The 19301-nt window shown below is 56.7% G+C and carries 21 protein-coding genes; 13 read left to right on the top strand and 8 right to left on the bottom strand.

Going from position 1 to position 19301, the window contains the following annotated elements; genetic code table 11:
* The first annotated feature begins 62 nt into the window (after nt 1-62).
* Complete coding sequence (locus QMG93_RS24045) at nt 63-938, top strand: sugar phosphate isomerase/epimerase family protein (RefSeq protein WP_281940983.1); 876 nt, start codon at nt 63-65, stop codon at nt 936-938.
* A gap of 50 nt (nt 939-988) precedes the next feature.
* A complete protein-coding gene (locus QMG93_RS24050; RefSeq protein WP_281940985.1) occupies nt 989-1831 on the top strand; it encodes a sugar phosphate isomerase/epimerase family protein in 843 nt (280 codons plus the stop codon).
* 273 nt (nt 1832-2104) lie between these two features.
* On the opposite strand, the gene QMG93_RS24055 is transcribed toward QMG93_RS24050, so the two are convergent.
* Entirely contained in the window at nt 2105-2578 is a 474-nt protein-coding gene (locus tag QMG93_RS24055) for a ribonuclease H-like YkuK family protein (protein WP_281940987.1), read from the bottom strand.
* Nucleotides 2579-3006: 428 nt separating this feature from the next.
* On the opposite strand from QMG93_RS24055, the gene QMG93_RS24060 reads away from it, so the two are divergent.
* The 6 genes from QMG93_RS24060 to QMG93_RS24085 all read left to right on the top strand — a co-directional run bounded on the left by QMG93_RS24060 (nt 3007) and on the right by QMG93_RS24085 (nt 8835).
* Entirely contained in the window at nt 3007-3138 is a 132-nt protein-coding gene (locus QMG93_RS24060) for a hypothetical protein (protein ID WP_281940989.1), read from the top strand.
* Nucleotides 3139-3366: 228 nt separating this feature from the next.
* Nucleotides 3367-3876, top strand: a complete 510-nt coding sequence (locus QMG93_RS24065) for a hypothetical protein (protein ID WP_281940991.1) — start codon at nt 3367-3369, stop codon at nt 3874-3876.
* Nucleotides 3873-4574: an AIM24 family protein gene (locus QMG93_RS24070; RefSeq protein WP_281940994.1), complete on the top strand. Its 702-nt coding sequence runs from the start codon at nt 3873-3875 to the stop codon at nt 4572-4574. Before QMG93_RS24065 ends, QMG93_RS24070 begins: the two co-directional genes overlap by 4 nt.
* A 105-nt stretch (nt 4575-4679) precedes the next feature.
* Complete coding sequence (locus QMG93_RS24075; RefSeq protein ID WP_281940996.1) at nt 4680-6569, top strand: MHYT domain-containing protein; 1890 nt, start codon at nt 4680-4682, stop codon at nt 6567-6569.
* A 107-nt stretch (nt 6570-6676) separates the two neighbouring features.
* The gene (locus tag QMG93_RS24080) at nt 6677-7909 is read left to right on the top strand and encodes an MFS transporter (RefSeq protein WP_281940998.1); all 1233 of its coding nucleotides are present in this window, start codon (nt 6677-6679) and stop codon (nt 7907-7909) included.
* Nucleotides 7910-7947: 38 nt separating this feature from the next.
* Nucleotides 7948-8835 (top strand): metal-dependent hydrolase, encoded by an 888-nt coding sequence (locus QMG93_RS24085; protein WP_281941000.1) that lies wholly within the window; start codon nt 7948-7950, stop codon nt 8833-8835.
* Between the two features lie 75 nt (nt 8836-8910).
* Here the strand turns inward: QMG93_RS24085 and QMG93_RS24090 are convergent, their stop codons facing one another.
* A complete protein-coding gene (locus QMG93_RS24090; RefSeq protein WP_281941002.1) occupies nt 8911-10383 on the bottom strand; it encodes a CAP-associated domain-containing protein in 1473 nt (490 codons plus the stop codon).
* 273 nt (nt 10384-10656) lie between these two features.
* On the opposite strand from QMG93_RS24090, the gene QMG93_RS24095 reads away from it, so the two are divergent.
* Genes QMG93_RS24095 through QMG93_RS24110 form a run of 4 tightly spaced genes read left to right on the top strand, consistent with a single transcriptional unit; the run spans nt 10657 to nt 13675 of the window.
* Nucleotides 10657-11385: an amino acid ABC transporter ATP-binding protein gene (locus QMG93_RS24095; RefSeq protein WP_281941004.1), complete on the top strand. Its 729-nt coding sequence runs from the start codon at nt 10657-10659 to the stop codon at nt 11383-11385.
* A 45-nt stretch (nt 11386-11430) separates the two neighbouring features.
* Nucleotides 11431-12282 carry a glutamate ABC transporter substrate-binding protein gene (locus QMG93_RS24100; protein WP_281941058.1) on the top strand — a complete coding sequence of 284 codons (852 nt, stop codon included), beginning with the start codon at nt 11431-11433 and terminating at the stop codon, nt 12280-12282.
* Between the two features lie 46 nt (nt 12283-12328).
* Nucleotides 12329-12988: an amino acid ABC transporter permease gene (locus QMG93_RS24105; protein WP_216795137.1), complete on the top strand. Its 660-nt coding sequence runs from the start codon at nt 12329-12331 to the stop codon at nt 12986-12988.
* Between the two features lie 30 nt (nt 12989-13018).
* Nucleotides 13019-13675 carry an amino acid ABC transporter permease gene (locus QMG93_RS24110; protein WP_281941007.1) on the top strand — a complete coding sequence of 219 codons (657 nt, stop codon included), beginning with the start codon at nt 13019-13021 and terminating at the stop codon, nt 13673-13675.
* 98 nt (nt 13676-13773) lie between these two features.
* On the opposite strand, the gene QMG93_RS24115 is transcribed toward QMG93_RS24110, so the two are convergent.
* From QMG93_RS24115 to QMG93_RS24130, 4 genes are read right to left on the bottom strand one after another with little or no spacing between them, the layout of a single operon-like run.
* Complete coding sequence (locus QMG93_RS24115; protein ID WP_010495774.1) at nt 13774-13911, bottom strand: hypothetical protein; 138 nt, start codon at nt 13909-13911, stop codon at nt 13774-13776.
* Between the two features lie 58 nt (nt 13912-13969).
* Nucleotides 13970-14746 carry a YhfC family intramembrane metalloprotease gene (locus QMG93_RS24120; protein ID WP_281941009.1) on the bottom strand — a complete coding sequence of 259 codons (777 nt, stop codon included), beginning with the start codon at nt 14744-14746 and terminating at the stop codon, nt 13970-13972.
* 27 nt (nt 14747-14773) lie between these two features.
* Nucleotides 14774-15478: a YhfC family glutamic-type intramembrane protease gene (locus QMG93_RS24125; RefSeq protein ID WP_281941011.1), complete on the bottom strand. Its 705-nt coding sequence runs from the start codon at nt 15476-15478 to the stop codon at nt 14774-14776.
* Nucleotides 15479-15483: 5 nt separating this feature from the next.
* A complete protein-coding gene (locus QMG93_RS24130; RefSeq protein WP_281941013.1) occupies nt 15484-16041 on the bottom strand; it encodes a helix-turn-helix domain-containing protein in 558 nt (185 codons plus the stop codon).
* A gap of 176 nt (nt 16042-16217) precedes the next feature.
* On the opposite strand from QMG93_RS24130, the gene QMG93_RS24135 reads away from it, so the two are divergent.
* The gene (locus tag QMG93_RS24135; protein ID WP_281941015.1) at nt 16218-16628 is read left to right on the top strand and encodes a hypothetical protein; all 411 of its coding nucleotides are present in this window, start codon (nt 16218-16220) and stop codon (nt 16626-16628) included.
* Nucleotides 16629-16743: 115 nt separating this feature from the next.
* On the opposite strand, the gene QMG93_RS24140 is transcribed toward QMG93_RS24135, so the two are convergent.
* Nucleotides 16744-17730 carry an ABC transporter permease gene (locus QMG93_RS24140; protein ID WP_216795143.1) on the bottom strand — a complete coding sequence of 329 codons (987 nt, stop codon included), beginning with the start codon at nt 17728-17730 and terminating at the stop codon, nt 16744-16746.
* 4 nt (nt 17731-17734) lie between these two features.
* Complete coding sequence (locus QMG93_RS24145) at nt 17735-19240, bottom strand: sugar ABC transporter ATP-binding protein (protein WP_281941018.1); 1506 nt, start codon at nt 19238-19240, stop codon at nt 17735-17737.
* Between the last annotated feature and the right edge of the window lie 61 nt (nt 19241-19301).

Raw genomic sequence — 19301 nt, forward strand, 5'->3', positions numbered from 1 at the left:
GGAAGAAAGGTCCGCCGGCTCCGCTTCGTTCACCGGACTTCTGAATATGGAGGAGAGCGGAGATGAAATTGACGAATAAAATCGGCGTCATCGTCGACAGTTTCGGTATCGGGGTTCGCGAAGGACTGCGCAAGGCGAAGGAGGTCGGCGCCGACGGCGTACAGATTTACGCTGTTAGCGGGGAGATGGACCCGGCGGCACTGACGGCGGAGGCCAGACGCGAGTTGAAAGCATACATCGCTTCGCTGGGGCTTGAAATTTCCGCGCTTTGCGGCGATCTGGGCGGGCACGGCTTTCAGGACGGCACGGCCAACCCGGCGAAGGTCGAGAAGTCGAAGCGCATTCTCGATCTGGCGCTCGATCTCGGCACCAACATCGTAACGACCCATATCGGCATTGTGCCCGAGGATACGAGCGGCGAAGTATACCACAACATGCAGACAGCCTGCGAGGCGCTCGGACAGTATGCCAAGAGCTGTGGCGCATATTTTGCCATCGAGACCGGCCCGGAGCGGTCCGCTCATCTGAAAAGCTTCTTGGATACGCTCAGTACGAACGGCGTCTCGGTGAACTTCGATCCGGCGAACATGGTCATGGTTACGGGAGACGACCCGGTGGAGGGCGTGCGGCTGCTTAAGGATTATATCGTCCATACGCATGTGAAGGACGGCATCCGGTTCCGCGAGGTGGACCCGCGCGAGGTGTACGGCGCGCTCGGCTTCGAGCCGATGGATCATGGCAAAATCGCGCAGATGGTCACATCCGGCGAAATTTTCAAGGAAGTGCCGCTCGGTGAAGGGAAGGTGCCGTTCGACGCTTATTTTGCCGCGCTACAGGAGATCGGTTATCAAGGATATTTGACGATCGAGCGCGAAGTCGGCGTACAGCCAGAAGTGGACATTCGGCTCGCGGTCGATTTTATTCGCCGCTATAAATAACGAACGAGGACAATGGAAACCCGAGGGATAACAGCAGAGGAGCGACGAGCATGAAAATTGCGCTGAGCGTATGGAGCGTTCATTCTTATTTCAACAGCGGCGAGTGGTCGCATGCGGATTTGGCTGAATTTGTGGCCCTCGAGACGAAAGCGACTGGCATCGAGGTGCTAACGCGGTATTGGAAGCCGGAGGAGCTGGAAAGCTTCCGCGCTGCGCTCGACCACCATCAATTGCAAGTAGCCGCAATCGGGGCGTCGAACAACTTCTCCTATAGCGATCCGGTCAAACGAACGGAGCAGGTTCGCGAGATTATGGGCGCGATCGATTTGGCCCGGACGCTGGGCACCTGCATCGTTCGTGTATTCGCCGGCGACGTTCCGCCGGACGGCAGCTCTTATGACGAGGTCAAAGGCTGGATCATCGAAGGGCTGCGGGAAGCCGCCGGGTACGCTGCGGAGAAGGACGTTCTGCTGTGCCTGGAGAACCACGGCGTATTCGCCGGGAAGGCCGATCAGGTGCTCGGCATCTTGCAGGAAGTGAACTCGCCGTTCCTGCGCAGCACGTTCGATACGGGGAACTTTCTGCTCGTGAACGAGCATCCGGGAGAAGCGCTGGAGACGCTGCATACGCAAGTCGCCCATGTGCACTTCAAGGACTTCGTCCGCGTGGACGAGCATTACGAAGGCCGTTCATATCAAGCCTTGTCCGGCGACCGGTTTGCCGGGCGCATCGCCGGCGAAGGCAGCATCGATCTGAACAGCCTGATGACAAGGCTGCGTCAAGCGGACTACGACGGCTGGCTGACCGTCGAGTACGAAGGCGACGACGAGCAAAAATTCGGCGCTACCCGTTCGGTCGCAAACCTGGACCGAATTTTATCTACTATTATATAAACGCAAAAAAGAGGGCGTTCACGCCCCAAGGTGTCTGGAATGTGGTCTAAACAAAAATAGAGATAATACATAGGCGGGGTATCTACTGGAGGAGCGCTAGCGTTCGCCTTTGTCTGCGGGAAATGTCCGCTGTTAAGCGGCTTCCAATATAAAATTTCCTGCAGACAAGAGCGACCGGAAGTAGATACCCCACCCCACGTACACCTCTATTATCTCACCTGACCACTCTCTCAACACTCCGAAGGGCTCTCCAAGCCCTCTTTTTTGCGTTCCTCACTCCGCAAATCGGTCCGCCACCGAGCTGGCGCCGAACGACATCGGCTTAATCCGCGCTTCGTAGCCGACGGAAGTGACCCAGCCGCAAATTTCTTGAATCAGCACCTTCGTCTCGCCTTGCTGGCCGATGTCGATGTGAATTTCCAGCGGCCACCGGGACGTCAGGTCGTTCATTCCGCTGCGGTTCAGCAGCTCGACCAGCTCCAGGCTGAGCTCGGTTTCGCGGTAAATGCGCGTGCGCAGGTCGAAGAGCGGGCGGCTGCTCCGTTTCCGATAAAAAAAGCGGGCTCCCTTGCCGATCCGGTGAATGATGACGGCCGTGACGAGCGTCGTGCTGCGCCGGGTCGTATGGGAATCCGTTCCGATAACCAATTTATAGCTTGCTTCCTGATCTTCTTGGACAAAGTCGTGCAGGATTTTAACCATTTCCTCCAATGCAACGGAACCTCTAGTCGGGCTAAGGAACATCATCTGTCATCCAACTCCCTCCAAGATTGAAAATGACCCCATAGCTATAGTTTACGCCAAAAATCGTTAAAATAGTTTAAATTTACAGCGGATCGACTGGAATCGGAACTTGGAACTCAACGGGTAGTCAATAGAAAAGCAAAGGACCAAACGAGGTGCAAAAAGAGGATCGGTGTAATAGAGTAGAGCGTGCTAAACATAAGTTGTTCGTATAAAGGAGCCAGGTTCTTTTAAAAAGAGCCTAAGCCTTACGGCTCAGGCCAATGAAAAAAACATCCTCTTTTATTGTAAAATAACGGGGGATCAAATTCAAATCGTTAGATAGCGGTAAATTTTAATAAAATTCTGAAAAATAATTCAAAATAGAGCGCTTTCATCATATAATGGAATTAACCTGTCAGCGGCATCGCTGTAAAAGGAGGCTTGGCGCCATGGAGGGAAGATTTTCCGTCGGACTCGTAATAGGAACGATGCTCAGTATACCGCTGTGGGTTTCCGCTATCGGGTGGATGAGGCTCGCAGGTTCCGCTGTAGAATATTTATTCCGGCATCATATCATCTAATGATTGGACAGAGTGTGTGAAGATGGCCCGGGGATCCGTTCCGGTCGTCTTGCTCCTCCGTTTGTCTATCGTCATAAGACCGCAATTTCCGCAGGCGAAAGCTTCCGGAAGAACGCGGTCTTTTCTTTGTCCTCCGCATAGGAGAGCATGTTCCTTTTTGTCGAAAAAACAGGTAAAATAAAGGAAATACGCCTGTTATTCATACGATAGGAAGGGGAGAGAGCACGTATGAAAACGATGCCGCGTCCGTTCAAGAAACCGGAATGGGGAATCAAGGCCAAAGCGGGGACCGCCTGCCTTTTTCTGCTGCTGACGCTTCCCTGGCCTGTCGCGCAAGCAGGCTTTCTAGACCGGATGAAGGACATTTACGACATGCCGGAGCAGATCGGACAGCTCCAGAATCAATATAACGAGACAAAGCAGGAGCTGGATCGGAACCGGGAGCAGCTTGAGACGACGCTTAAGCGCTCGGAGGAAGCTGCGGAGCAGTACAAAGCGACGGAGCAGCGGCTGATGGAGGAAAATCGCGAGCTTCATAGCCGCAACGAGCAGTTGGAGCGGGTGATCCGGCGCTTGGAAGAGGCGGAGCAGGCGAGTGCGCAGCGTACGAGACAAATCGTTCGGACGGCGCTGACGGGAGTGCTGCTTGTTGTGCTCTATTTCGTTCTGATGCGCGTGATCCGGCTGGTCGTATGGCGTCGGAACCGCAGCGCAAGTCACCGGGGAGGGAACAGATGAAGATTCACATAGAAGAAGGAGCCGGAAGCGACGGACAAGCGGCAGCCGTGGAGCTTGCCACGGGCGAAGCCGCCTTGGTACTGCATCCGAAGCAGATCATTGCCTTTCAGGGCCGTTCCGGGAGCCGGGAGGACCGTTTGCTGAATGTAGCCGGGGTTTATCGGAAGAAGCGTTGGATCGAGTCGCGTTTGACAGGCCCTGCGCGCTTTGTGCTGGGCGTTCCGGCAGGCTACAGCTTCCGGGCGATGGAGCTGCCGGAGGATAGCAGTCTGCTGTTCGATATCCGGTATGTGCTGCTGTACAGCGAGGGGATGAAGCTGCAGAGCCGATTCCAAAAAATCAAGCAAGCCGTTGTAACGCAGGACTGGATTCGGATGAAATTTTCCGGCGGCGGCACGCTTGGTCTGCTTAGCTGCGGCCCTCTGTGCGAGCTCACGATCGATCCGTCGGAACCGGTCTATGTCGATATCGGCTGTCTCGTCGCTTATCCGGAGGAAGCCAAGCTGCAGCTGTGCGTCTACGGCAACCCGCTTGCAAGCCAGCGCATGAACTACCACTGGGAAATTACCGGCTCAGGCAAGGTGCTTTTGCAGCCTTCCAGACCGAGATTCGGGCTGGCCGATCCTTTGCAGGGCGATTCTTTATTCAAACGGATTTTGAGAGAAGCGCTTCCGTTCGGCGGAGTCATTATAAAGTGAAATTTATGAAAAACATGAAAAAGCAGGAATTCCTTGTCCTCCGGTAGAAATGGTTAACTAGTAGATGAAATTTGACGAAAATTGCAAAGGGATGGGAGTGTGTGTATGGAGTACCTGCACGGAACCTACAGTATCCCTCTTGTCTTGCTGTCCGTCTTTATTTCCATCTGTTCCTCGTATTGCGCACTGGATTTAAGTGAAAGGGTGCCGAAGCTGTGCGGCCGTTCCAAATCGCTGTGGATGGTACTCGGGTCCGTCATCATGGGCCTCGGCATTTGGTCGATGCATTTTATCGGCATGCTGGCTTTACATCTCCCCGTCGACGTTCGTTATCATTCTCTTTATCTGGTTTTGTCCATCCTATTGCCGATAGGTGCTGCCTGGGCTCCGCTCTCTGCCATCTCCGGGGATGCGCCGACCTGGCGCGAGTCGCTTGCCGGCTTTCTATGGATGGGTCTTGCGATTGCAGGGATGCATTATACCGGGATGGCCGCGATGCAAATTCCCGGAATGATTACGTATAACGTGTATTGGGTCGGCGTGTCGCTTCTCATCGCTTTCGGCGATTCGTTCGTCGCTTTTCGCTGGTCGTTCGTTTACCGAAAAACATACGAAGGGAGTCCGTCGTCGTTTTCGGCAAAATGCATCACGGCCGCTCTGCTTGGCTTCGCCATCGCAGGGATGCACTATAGCGGCATGCAGGCGGCTAATTTCCAAGTGAACGGAGCATTGATGCATGGTGCAGGAGAGGCTCTTCAAGGCTTGGACGATATGCTGCTGGCATCGTGGATCGGGGCGGCGGCGCTCATTGTGCTTCTGCTCTTCGCTTTCAGCCAATTTCTGGAGCGAAGATTCGCGCAGCGGCTTGCGGATGGGAACAAGCAAAGATACGACTCCGTCTTCGAGCATAATCCCGACATGGTGTGTCTGTTCGATTTGAGCGGGCGGGTTCTTCGGGCCAATCCCGCAGCTGAGCGCATTAGCGGGTATTCCCGGGAGCATTTTGTCAGCCAGCCCTTCACCCGCTTTATGAACCGCCGGGACAGCATGAAAGTCCGCGCCTGTTTCGCCCAAGTGCTGGAGGGGACGCCGCAGACGCTCGAATGCTCCATTCGCCACCGGGACGGCCGGACCGTGCATTTGAGCACGACCATCGTGCCGATGATAGAGGACGGAAAGATCGTCGATATCTACACGATCTCGAAGGACATCACCGTGCAGAAAAAAACGGAGCGGCAGCTGATCGAAGCGAAGCTGGAGGCCGAACGCGCGGCCCGGGTCAAAAGCGAATTTCTCGCCGTCATGAGTCACGAAGTCCGCACCCCCTTGAACGGGGTGATCGGGATGAGCGAGCTTCTGCTTGAATCCGAGCTGAACGAGGAGCACCGCGAGTACGTAAAGATTATCGGCAAAAGCGGCACGGCGCTGCTGTCCGTCATCAACGACGTGCTTGATTTCTCCAAGATCGAATCGGGTAAAGTGAATATAATAAAGAACGAGCCTTTTCATCTGGCGGAATGCCTGCAGGAGACGCTTCGGCTGTTCACGCCGCAAATCCGGCACAGCGCGCTTGAACTGAATGTGTACTCCGATTCCGCGGTCCCCGAGTTTCTGATCGGAGACGAAGTCCGGCTCAAGCAAGTTCTGATCAATCTGATCGGGAATGCCGTCAAATTCACGGAACAGGGGGGAATTGAGGTCCGTATTAGGCAAGTATGCCGCAGGGGAGAGCAATTGGAGCTTGAGTTTGCGGTCCGGGATACCGGCATCGGCATCCCGGCAAAGGCGATTCCGCATTTATTCCAGCCATTCTATCAATTGGATGCTACAGCGCGCAAGCACGGGGGCACCGGCCTCGGTCTGGCGATAAGCAAAAAACTGGTGGAGCTGATGGGCGGCAGCATACGGGCGGAATCTTCTCCGGGTAACGGAGCCGTCTTCACGTTTACGATCCAGGTCCGCTGCACCGAAGATAAGATGGCCGTACGGCTTTAGCTGTTCGGCCCTTATTTTTTTTCCGCCGTTGGACGGAAAAGCAACCTTTGTTTCTTTAGCTGCGTATTAATTATGGGTTTCTTCGTCAAGAGAAAGGATGAGAACTTATGACCACTTCTTCACCGGGTATGGGCAATTTATTTCGCAACCGGTTCGTACAAGTCATCCTGCTTTCGGGTTTACTGCTGCAAATCGGCATTTGGGTCCGCAACTTTGCCATTTTGCTGTTTGTTGTCGATCAGACGAACGGGGATTCGAACGCCGTTGCGATGATCTCAGTGGCCGAATTTGCGCCGATCTTTATTTTCTCGTTTATCGGAGGTACGTTCGCGGACCGCTGGAGGCCGAAGCGGACGATGGTCTGGTGCGATATTCTCAGTGCGGTATCCGTTTTTGCCGTGCTGCTGACTCTGGTATACGGCAGCTGGAAGGCCGTATTTTTCGCCACACTGGTTTCCGCCATCCTGTCACAGTTCTCGCAACCTTCGGGGATGCGGCTGTTCAAGCTGCACGTGCCCGAGGCGCTCATTCAAGCGGGTATGTCGATTTACCAGACGATGTTCGCGCTGTTCATGGTGCTGGGCCCGATTCTCGGCACATTCGTCTACCAGCGTTTCGGCATTGTGGTAGCTATCGCCATTATGGGCGTTGCCTTTCTGCTGTCCGCCCTGGTGCTCGCCATGCTGCCGCCGGATACCGAAGAGGAGACGGCCAAGGAGCGCACTTCCATTCGTGAGGAAATGGCCGCCGGTTTCCGTTATGTGCTGTCCCGCAAGCTGCTGACCACGCTCGGTCTTTGCTTCATGATCGCCGGCTTCGCGATCGGGCTCATTCAACCGCTCGGCGTCTTCCTGGTCACGGAACGGCTGGGGCTGCATAAAGAAAATTTGCAGTGGCTGATGACCGCAAGCGGCGTAGCGATGATTGCGGGCGGCGGAATTGCCATGGGGCTGTCGAAGAAATTCGCGCCCCAAGTGCTGCTCATGATCGGTATGGCGGTCAGCGCCGTAAGCGTTGCTCTTACGGGCTTTTCCACGGTGCTGTGGTTTACGCTGTTCGCCCAGTTCCTCGCAGGCCTGGTACTGCCCTGTATTCAGATCGGCATTAACACACTTATTTTGCAAAATACGGACTCAGCGTTTGTCGGACGGGTGAACGGCATTTTGAACCCGATTTTTATGGGCTCGATGGTCGTGACGATGAGCTTGGCCGGCCAGCTGAAAGGGATGTTTTCGATCGTGGGGATGTATGAAGCGTCGGCCGTTCTATTTGCCCTGGGCGTGCTGGTCATGCTTCCGGTCATGCGTATGCCGGCGAAGGCCGGGATGCCCGAAGGTTAAGCGGCAGTCACTAAAGCGGCAGGGAAGAGGAGCAGACCGTGGATACCATTACGCATACTTTGTTTGGCCTTACGTTGTACGGAGCCGTCGACAAACGCGGCATGACCCGGGCGGAAAAGCGGACACTGCTGTTTACGACCGTCGCAGGCTCGCAAATTCCCGATATCGATGTCATCTCCGCGTGGTGGGATACGGCGGGGCGCTATCAAATGTGGCACCGCGGGCTGACCCATTCGGTCTTTCTGGTGCCGGTCTGGGCGGCGCTGCTTGCAGGCCTCTCGCGGCTCCTATGGAAAACCCGCGGCTGGAGCTTGTTTCTGATCGGTTGTCTCGCCGTCTTCATCCACGATACGAGCGATTTGTTCAACGCTTGGGGAACCGGTTATTTCGAGCCGATCTCGACGATGCGCATTACGTTCGGAACCATTCCGATCGTCGACCTCGTCTTCTGGGCGCTTATGCTCGCCGGATGGCTCTGGGCCCGCTTCCGGAGGAGAACAGGCCATGATCGTTCACCGCATCGCGTGTACCGCCTCGTATGGCTGTTGATGGCGCTCTACGTCGGCGTACAATCCGCTCAAGGCTATACGCTGTACAAGCAGGCGTCCGCGCAGTACGAGCAGGTGGCGCTTTCCGCCGATTTTGTGCCGGGAGTGTTTACGGTAATCGGCAAACAAGGCGGCACGGTCGACTTGCTGAAGGGCTCGGTCTGGACCGGCGTCAAGCCGGCAGCGAAGCTTCATTCCCAAGAAAACGCGGATCTGGATCGCTTGTTTGCCGCCAACCCGAAAGCGAAGACGCTATACGAATGGTCTCCCTTCGTCGTGATCGTCGATGACGAGACCAGGCTCGGCCTGTACGACCCGCGCTTTTACCGGGGCGGACAATCGTTTTTATTCGAATTCATCGAGAAGCAAGGTCCCTAGCCTCGCATCCATGCAAAAACGCCTCGTTCCGGCGATTCATCGTCGGAAACGGGGCGTTTGCTGTTTCAAATGGGGTTACGGAGTGTAAAAATTTTGTGTGTAATAAATGTGCATCGAGCCGCCAAAGCTGACGCCTACGCCAAGACGCTTGATGTCGCTCAGCAGGTTTTTGCGGTGGCCTTCCGAGTTCATCCAGCCGTGGTGCGCGAAGATGGCGCTGGCTTGTCCGGCGGCGATATTCTCGGCTGCAGCACGGTAAGTAATGCCGTCCTGCTTCATCCGGTCGAACGGGCTGTGTCCGCTCGGATCGTTATGGTCGAAGTAGCCTTGGGCTCCCATATCCTGACTGTGCTTACGGGCTGTTCCCGCCGCTTTGTCATCCCAGACGAACGGCTGCAAGCCGAGCTTCACCCGGGTAGCGTTCGCAAGATCGAAGCTCTCAAGCTCGAACGAGCGGGCGAGCGCATCGCTGCCTTCCGGATAAAAGGAAGCAAATGCCTGCTCCGTCGGTTTCTCGGTGACTTGCAAGCCCGTGACCTTATTGTCGCGATAAATATCGTAGAAAAAGGTGACATAAGCTCCGGCGATTTCGTACGTGCCATATTCGCCTTGGCCGTAATTGATCATGAAGCGGGTATTTCCCTTCATAATATAAGAGACCGGACGGCCGTACTGCTTCTCGACTTCGGCTTTGCCCGAGCCGTCGGCGATTCCGCGGTCCGTGCGCCAATTGGCTGACGGCGAATACAAGGCAACGACCTTGCCGCCGCTGACGCCGATTTGGGCATAGTCCTTATAATCCTGGTTGTAAATATACCATTGGAAGCCGTATTCGCTTGCGTCTTTGCGCGCCGGCTGCCCCAGCTTCTGCACGACCGCATCGGCGGAATCACCGATGGCTACGCCTTTGACCGAGACGACGGCTTGAGTTTGGGAGGCTGCCGGAACGTCCGATGCGTCCTTGGAAGGATCGGGGGCGGGACGGAGCGCGGAAACGTTTTGCTTCAGATTGCGGATGAACTGAACCGCTTCCGCCCGCGACAGGCGATCCGCCGCTTTGTAGCCCTCGACCGTTGCGGACGTCTTCCCTTGGGACAGCCCTTTATCGAGCAAGTAGCGGATGGAATCGTTCAAATTGAGCGCTTGCTGTTGTGTGGCTGCGATCAGCCGGGCGACATGGCCGCGGTTGTAGGAATTCCGGTCCGTATTTTGGAGCAGCGGCCAATGACGAGCGGCGGCATAGGAATAATATGGCTCGTACCACGGCGCACCGGAGTCGGACGCAGGGACGGCATTGTCTGGATACGCGCGCAGCAGCATCGCGAGAAATTCCGGCTCGGAGACGACGGCATTCGGACGAAACGTTCCGTCCTCGTAACCGTTGACGATGCCGTTTTTCACCGCCCACGAGATCGTTTCGGCGCCCCAGTGACGGCTTGTATCGGTAAACGCGGAAGCGTCGGCGGCATGCGAAGGAATGGAAGCGGAAAAGACGGAAGCGAGGCTCAGGGCAATGGGCAGAGCATAAGTTAACCAACGTTTGTTCAAAGCGCATTCTCCTCTTGCCTAAGATGATATCGTTTCCATTAACTATATAAGCCGTTTCTTTCCTTGTCTATGTTAATCTTAACCAGCAAAGGCGGCACAAAGGGGGCGGAAGCCAGGCAAACGAAATAAAAAGTTGAAATGTAAGCGCTTGCTGATGGGTGAAATTTCAATAGCCCAGTCATAATTGGCTGCGAGCCCGCATACTTAATCTGAGACCGTAGGACAAAAAAAGCATCATCCTTCAAAGCCGACATGCACAAAGGGGGTTGCGTCTTGATACAATTCCGGGATGTAAACAAGCACTATGGTCATTTTCATGTATTGAAGAACATCAATTTGACGATTGAAGCGGGCGAGGTCGTTGTCGTGATCGGACCGTCCGGCTCGGGAAAAAGCACACTGCTCCGCTGCATCAACCGGCTGGAGACGATATCCGGAGGGGAGCTGACGGTAGACCAGATCAAGGTTCACGACAAGAAAACCGACATCAACAGCTTGCGGCGCAACATCGGCATGGTATTCCAGCATTTTAATCTCTACCCGCACCGGACGGTGTTGGAGAACATCACGCTGGCTCCGATGAAGGTGCTGGGTCTTCCGCGTCAGGAGGCCGAGGAAACGGCCATGATTTATTTGAACAAAGTCGGCATTCCCGAAAAAGCGAAGTCCTACCCGTCGCAGCTGTCGGGCGGGCAGCAGCAGCGCGTGGCGATCGCGCGCGGACTCGCCATGAAGCCGAAGATCATGCTGTTCGACGAGCCTACGTCGGCGCTCGATCCGGAGATGATCGGAGAAGTGCTCGACGTCATGCGCGACTTGGCCCAGGAAGGCATGACGATGGTCGTCGTCACCCACGAGATGGGCTTCGCCCGCGAAGTAGCCGACCGAATCGTCTTTATGGATCAAGGGCAAATTCTCGAGACGACGCCTCCGGCTGAATTTTTCGAGAGTCCGCGCGAGGAGCGGGCGCGTACGTTTCTTAGCCGGGTGTTGAATCACTGATCTGATTATCGTATTCCAATTTGGAGAGGAGACTGGACTGTGAAAATGCTCAAAATGAAGAAGCTGTTTTCCTTAACGCTCGTTTCGATGCTTATGATGACGATGATGGCGGGCTGCGGCACCAAACCGGCGGAGCAGTCGGGAGCCGGGGGCGGAACGCCCGCGAAGCCGGAGGCGGGAGCTTCCACGATTGAAGCCATAAAGAAGCGCGGCAAGCTTGTCGCCGGGGTCAAATACGATACGAAGCTGTTCGGGCTGAAGGACCCGGGCACCGGCAAGGTTGAAGGCTTCGACATCGATATGGCCAAGCGGCTGGCGAAAAGCATTTTGGGCGACGAAACGAAGGTCGAGCTGAAGGAGGTCACCTCCAAAACGCGCATTCCGATGCTGCAAAACGGCGAGATCGATATCATCATTGCCACGATGACGATCAACGAAGAGCGCAAGCAGCAGGTCGACTTCACCGATGTTTATTTCAAAGCGGGCCAGTCGCTGCTCGTGAAGAAAGGCAGCGCGATTCAGTCGATCGCCGATCTGAAGAAAGGCTCGAAAGTCATGGCGGTCAAAGGCTCCACGTCGGCGGTTAACATTCGGGCCAAAGCGCCGGAGGCGACCGTGCTGGAGTTCGACAATTACCAGGATGCGTTCACCGCGCTTAAGGCCGGCCAAGGAGATGCGCTGACGACGGACAATGCGATTTTGCTCGGGATGGTGAAGCAGGACCCGAACTTCCAGCTCGCCGGGGGCAATTTCACTGACGAGCCGTACGGGATGGCGATCAAGAAGGGCGACAGCGAATTTGTCGCTTACGTCAACAAGTTCCTGAAGGATATGAACGCGAGCGGCGAATATGACAAGCTGTATGAGCAGTGGTTCGGAGAAAAGCCGGCGAAATAACAGCCAAGCTTATATCCTTGTTGCCCGAAGGGAGGCTCAACCGAACATGAATGATCAGCTCCTCCGGTTCGATATTTTGATCAAGCATTGGGATACCTACATGCTCGGGTTCGGCAATACGGTCAAAGCGAGCGTGATCGCGCTGCTGGCAAGCTTTATTTTGGGAACGGTCATCGCCATATTCCGGATGGCTCCGCTGAAGCCGCTTAACTGGCTGGGCACAGCATACGTCGAATTTATCCGGAACATTCCTCTGCTGCTGATCGTTCTGTTGATTTATTTGGCGGCTCCGACGCTCGGTCTGCCGTTCGACGGCTTTACGTCGGGGACGATCGCGCTGTCGATTTACACGGCGGCCTTCATTGCGGAGGCGATCCGGGCGGGCATCCTGGCCGTTCCGCAGGGTCAGACGGAGGCTGCCCGTTCGTCGGGGCTGACGTACTTGCAAACGATGCGCCACGTGGTGCTCCCCCAAGCGATCAAGATCGTCGTTCCGCCGCTCGGCAACCAATTTTTGAACCTGGTCAAAAATACGTCCGTGCTGGGCGTCGTTGCAGGTCTCGACCTGATGTACTTCGGCGACATCGTTTCAACGCAGACGTTCGTCACGTTCAGCGTCTACATTTTTATCGCGTTGTTCTATCTCGCGCTGACGATTCCGTTAAGCTTCGGCGTTCGATATTTGGAGAAACGGATGGCGTTCTGACGCTCGGCGCAGGAGGAAGGGGGAAGCGACATGGACTTCGCCGGAGCCTATGCCCCGGAAAATCTCAAGTTTCTGATGCAGGGGCTTTATGTGACGTTAAAAGTGGCCTTTTTCTCGATCATATTCAGCTTTATCCTCGGCGCTCTCGTCGGCACGCTCAGATATGCGCGCGTTCCCGTGCTTTCTCAAGCGCTTGCAGTCGCCGTGGAAACGATCCGTAATTTGCCGCTCCTGCTCATTATCTTTTTCACGCGTTTTGCGCTGCCCGAGGTTGGGCTGAAAATGTTCCAAAATGCCGAGTACGCCGCAATCGTAGCGCTTACCGTATTTGAAGCGGCGATGATTGCCGAAATTGTCCGCAGCGGCCTGCTATCGATCGAGAAGGGACAGATGGAAGCAGCCCGTTCGTCGGGGCTCACTTACGTTCAGGCTTTGTGGCATGTGATTTTGCCGCAGGCGTTGCGCCGGATGGTGCCGCCGCTCGTCAGCCAGTTCATCTCGCTGCTCAAGGATACATCGCTGGCGACGGTTATCGTGCTTGCGGAGCTCATGCACAATATGCAGATCGTAGCCGCGAAAAACCCGAACTGGGTCATCCCGGTTTTTATCGCCGGAGCGCTGATCTATTTTATAGTCAACTACGTGTTGTCGCTGCTGGCCAAGCGGCTGGAAGTCCGGCAGGTATAAACTGGAATAAAATGGTTACAGGGCAAAAAAAGAACCGCTCGCTCGAGTCTCTGTAGAGGATCAGGCGAGCGGTTCTATTCTTTTCATGGACCAGGGGGCTACTTCTTCTTGCCGGTGTCGCATGCGCCCGCCTCGCGGGATACCGTCTCTTCCGCCAGCTTGTCGCCGAATTGGTCGAGGCGTCCCGGCTGGCTGGCCGGTCCGTCGTTGTCCGGCTTGTTGTTTCTTCCTGTCATGGCTGCTCACCTCCATTCCTACTGGTTAGCGTACCAAGAGGAGGGGCGAATTATTTCATCATTTTAGCCAAGCCTTCGATTTGAGGATGAAGGCCAGCGAAGCGAGCCCGAATGCCGCCACGACGGCTTCCAGCAGCCAGATGTTCAATTTCATTCCTTGACTGAGCCCCGGCAAAAAGTCGATCAGCGCATGAATCCCGATCGCATATGCCAAATACAACAGCTTGCGGCTGCGCACGGCGTAGAGCACCAGGAGCGACATGGCGATCTGAATCAGCAGCGCGGCGATTCGTTCGATTCCGCCTAAGGCAAAATGCGAGGCGGGCGTCGTGAGCAGCAGCGACTTCACGGCGAGCAGCGGTTCGCTCGGGGCGCCCGAAGCGAGCAGCTTATCGAATTGTCCGGCGTTGATGAGAAGCGACATATAGAGCGATTGCACGCTGCCCAGCACGCCGATGAGCACGGCTTCGATCCCGCCGTGACCAAGCCCGAGCGCGATGCCGTCCTTCCGTTCCCGGTTGCGTTTAAGCCAGAAGCGGAAGGCGATGTAACGTCCTGCTTCCTCGAAGATGCCGGCCGCCAATGCGCCATACGTTGCCAAGGCCAGCGGATTTCGGCTCATGAGACTTGCGGTGTACGGATTACCCTGCAGAACGTAGACATGGAGCAGCTTCTCCAGCACCTGGCTGAACAGGATAAACACCAGAATGCCGATGCCGAATGCTTTGAGCGAAAACTTTTCTTTGCGGTAGTAAATGATAAATAAGGCTACCGGTACGCCAATAGACAATATGGCGGTCGTGATCATGAATAGAATGGACCATGAGCTGACCATGGGCGTTTCACTTCCTTTCTCGGGGTCTTATTGCCATACAAGCAGGCCTGCGGTTAAGGTGACGATTCCGACGGCGGCTACGAACAGCTCTGTCAGCGGCAGCGACCGTTTGGCCAGCCGGACGGAGACCAGGTTGAATCCGGTATGCGCCGGGATCATCAGTAGGAGCAACCATGGCATATGGGCGATCAGCAGTGTGCTGCCGATGTGGAACATGCTGGCGAAAATGCGCTCTAGTAAGCCCCACAGCGGAGAGCTGTTCATTTGGCCGGTCGATTCAAGGAACGCCCTGGCTTGCATCGCCTTTTCGTCCGTCCGCTTGATGATGGAAGCGAGGACGATCCCGTTGACGACGGCGAAGACGACCTCGATGGCCGCCCAGCCTTGACCAAGGGAAAGGGCGGAGTTGAGCGAGAAGCCGGTGATCCAGAGCGCCAGCAGCCGGACGCCTTCTTCCAGCGGCCCGGAGGCGGCAGCGACGAGCAGGCCGGCGCGCTCCTTCGGCTGCTTGCGGACAAGCAGCGCAATCGGACCGCGAAGCAGGAGCGCGGCCCACCAACCGGCCGCACCGATCCCGAAGGCGGCCCAATCCGCCGGAAGCCCGGCATAGCGGAAAGCGAGCCAGAAGGCGGCGGGAACGGCCAAATAAAGCGGAATAGCCATATAAAAGCGGCGTCCGATAAGCTCGTAGTTGTCGGTCGGTTTGTTAGATGTTGTTTGGGTTGGGTTCATGAGCGTCACTCTTTTCCTTCCGAATCGGATGCTTGCGGCTCCGGGATGATGATGGTGGTGAATAAGCGCCTCCGTCGTCCAGGTTCGGGAGACTTCGTCATGGCTTCCCGAATCACAGGGCGAAGGGTCTGAGCGAATTCGGCAAACTCTTCGTCCGTCAAGTATAGCGGTACCTGCCGGTAGCCGACGCCATCTGCCTCCAAGTCGAAGGAGGGCTGCTGTAAATAGCGTCCGAAATCGTCCACCAGCGAGGCGACGAACGTCATGAAGTAGCGCAGGTTATCGTCCCGGTCGGCATGGGCCAAATCTGCCGCGGACAGGACGGCTTGCTTATCGGGCAACGTATATATTTTCTCGATCGTTCCGCGCACTTGGCGTTCGTCGGCTACGATCAGTACGCCGCCCTTGTACAGCTTGTTCAAATGCCGGTACAGCGTCGCTTGTGGAATATCGGGCAGCGCTTCGACCATTTCGAGCGCGGACATGCGGCGTCCGCCGACCAGCAGCCCAAGAATGCGGAAGCGGACCGGGTGTAAAATCAGGTCGGCTTTGGAGTCTTTCATACAGCCTTCACCTCTTACATTATCATTATCAATAATGATTATAATGGGTTGTGCTCCTTTTGTCTAGGTGGCAGCGCGGGGTTACACAGGAAAAGAGCGAACATGCTTGAGTAAAAACGGGCAACATAGGGTAAGGAAAAAGAGAAAGCCATTTCCATACAAAGGAGCGATGGAGGATGAGCAGACCGATCCAAGCTTATTTTCATACGGAAAACGAAGCCGAGGACGTTCGGATCAAATTGCAAGCGTACCGGGTGGAGCAGGTAGAAATCGGACAATTGGATGAGGCGCCGGACCGTGATACGCCGCTGCTGTTTCCGATTGCTGTCGCAGGCGCGGGGACGATTCCGGCCGGCGTCGGTTATGCGGGCAGCGAAGCCGGACCGATCGCCGCAACCGGTGCAGCGGCGGCCGGTGCTTATCTCGGCTTCCGTACGTTGGACGAAGCCGGACACGATAAGGACGGCGACGGCGTGGACGACCGGGAGCTCCGCTACGCGCTCAGCGCGAAGGTGGCTGAGGAGCAGTACGACGAGGTCGTCGATCTGATCCGCCGCCACCGGGGGCATGTAGCCAAGGTGGACTGAAGGCTGCTTGCGGAAAAAAAGCCCGCTCGCGGCACGGAAGCGTTCCGGCCGGCAGCAGGCATAGTAGACGGGCTGGCATGTAGTGGCTCTCTACAGCCGGATAACCCCGATAACGTTAAGCGCGGCGCCGCGTCAAATGAATGAACGTAATGGCAAGCGCCAGGACAAGCACCGATCCTTTGATGATGTCAAAGGCGTAGTAAGGCAGGTTGAGCATGGTCAGCCCGTTCAGCAGCACGCCGATGAGGACAGCGCCGAAAAACGTGCCGATCACATTAGGCTTCCCTGCGCCAAGCACGGAGAATCCGACGAACACGGCGGCGACCGACTCCATCAGCAGCGGCGCTCCGGCGTCGATCTGGCCGGAGCCGACGCGGGCGGCGAACAGTATGCCGCCGATGGCGGCAAAGATGCCGGACAGCACGTAGGCGAACGTGCGCACCCGGTTGACGGCGATGCCGGACAGGCGCGCGGCCTCCTGGTTGCCGCCGGTCACGTACATTTGGCGGCCCCAGCGCGTGTACGTCAGAAAGACGTGGACGAGGACGACGGCGATAATCATCAGCACGACCGGCACCGGAATGCCGAGCAGCTTGCCTTGGCCGATCCAGAGGAACGTCTCGGTGAATTTGCCGGGCGCTTTCGTTCCGTCGGTCATCTGCATGTTGTTATAGATCGAGAAGCCTTGGGTATACGTTTTGTGCACGCCGCCGATGATGTACATGACGGCTAACGTCGCCAGCAGGTCCGGGATGCGGACTTTGACGATCAAGAGCGCATTGAGCAGTCCGATGACGATGCCGATCAGCAGCGGGACAATGAGTACGACGATAAGCGGGAACTGGAACCAGACCATCAGCGTCGCCGTGACGACCGTAGTCAGCGAGACGGTGGAGCCGACCGAGAGGTCGAACCCGTCGACGATTTGCGAGAAGGTCACACCGATCGCGATGAACGTCACAATCGAGATGGAACGGAGAATGTCCGCCATGTTGTCGTAGGACAAGAAATTTTCGTTAACGATAGAAAAAATCGCAATGACGGCGGCGATGATGAACAAGGCCCCGTATTTATAAGAAACATCCAGCCATTTGCCTTTCACTTGCTTATGCCTCCCCGCTGCTTGCATAGTACAATATTTTCTCCTGCGTCGCTTCGTCGCGGGACAGTTCTTTCACGATCCGTCCGTAGCTCATGACGAGAATCCGGTCGGCAATGCCGAGAATTTCCGCGATTTCGCACGATAAGTATACGATGCCTTTCCCTTCTTGGGCGAGCCGTCCGATCAAGCGGAAAATATCGCTTTTGGCGCCGATGTCGACGCCTTTGGTCGGTTCGTCGAACAAATACACCTCGGCATCCGTCGGCAGCCATTTGCCGACCGCCACCTTCTGCTGGTTGCCGCCGCTCAAATATTTGACCTGCTGCTCCCGGTTCGGCGGCTGAATCCCGAGCTCGGCGATGCGGGCGTCCGCATTCTCCGTCTCCTTGCGGCGGTTGACGAAGCCGAGCCGGCTAAGCCGTTCGAGTAACGTCAAAGCGAGATTCGCCTTCACCGACAGCTCGACAAGCACGCCTTGCTTGCGCCGCTCCTCCGGGATGAGCGCAAGCCCCGCGCGGACGGCGTCGGCCGGGGCGCGGAGCTTCAGCCCGCGGCCGTGCAGCCGCAGCTCGCCCGCGTCCAGCGGGTCTGCGCCGAACAGAAGGCGCGACAGCTCCGTTTTGCCCGCGCCGACCAGACCGACGACGCCGACGATTTCGCCGCGCCGCACCGTCAGATCGACTCCGCGCACCTTGGTGCCGCTGGTCAGGCCGCGCGCTTCGAGCAGCGGCTCGCCGATGGCGACCTCCGCCTTCGGGAACTCCTCCTCGAACGGCTTGCCGAGCATCTCTTCGACGACGGCTTGCGCGTCCGTGCTCGCCGCCGCTTTCGTCGAGATGCGCTGCCCGTCCCGCATGACGGTGACCCGGTCGCTGATGCGGAACACTTCGCCGAGCCGGTGCGAGATGAAGATGCAACCGACGCCGTCGGCCTTCAGCCGGTTCATGATGCGGAAGAGCTGCTCGGCTTCTTCGCCGGAGAGCGGGGCGGTCGGCTCGTCGAAGATGATAAATTTCGCCTTTTGCGCCAGCGCCCGGCCGATCAGCACCAGCTGCTTCTGGGCGATAGACAGCTCGCCGGCCTGCTGCCGGACGTCCAGGCCGGTCAAGCCGATATCGGCCAGCACGCGGGAAGCTTCCCGCTGCAGGCTGCTCCAGTCAATCCAGCCGCGTCCGGCGGTGAGCCGGTCCAGCATGATGTTTTCCGCGACGGTCAGCCTCGGAACAAGCGCCGTATCAACCTCCTGATACACGCACTGGATGCCGCTGCGGATGGCGTCGAGCGGACCGCCGATCGACAGCGCGGCCCCGTCGATCCGGATGCTGCCCTCATCGGGCCGGTAAGCGCCGGACAGCACCTTCATCAGCGTGCTTTTTCCGGCTCCGTTCGCGCCGAGCAGCGCATGAATTTCGCCGCCGCGCACCTCGAAATCGACTTGATGCAGCGCCCGGACGCCGGGGAACGATTTGGATATGCCTTTCATTTCTAGTCGGGCTGCGGAAATGGTCATCGGGACAGTCTCACGCTCCTTCAACGGAAAATCCCACCGGCTCCGCAGCGGGTGGGATTGG

The organism is Paenibacillus tyrphae, assembly GCF_027925525.1.
Lineage (GTDB): Bacteria > Bacillota > Bacilli > Paenibacillales > NBRC-103111 > Paenibacillus_G > Paenibacillus_G tyrfis_B.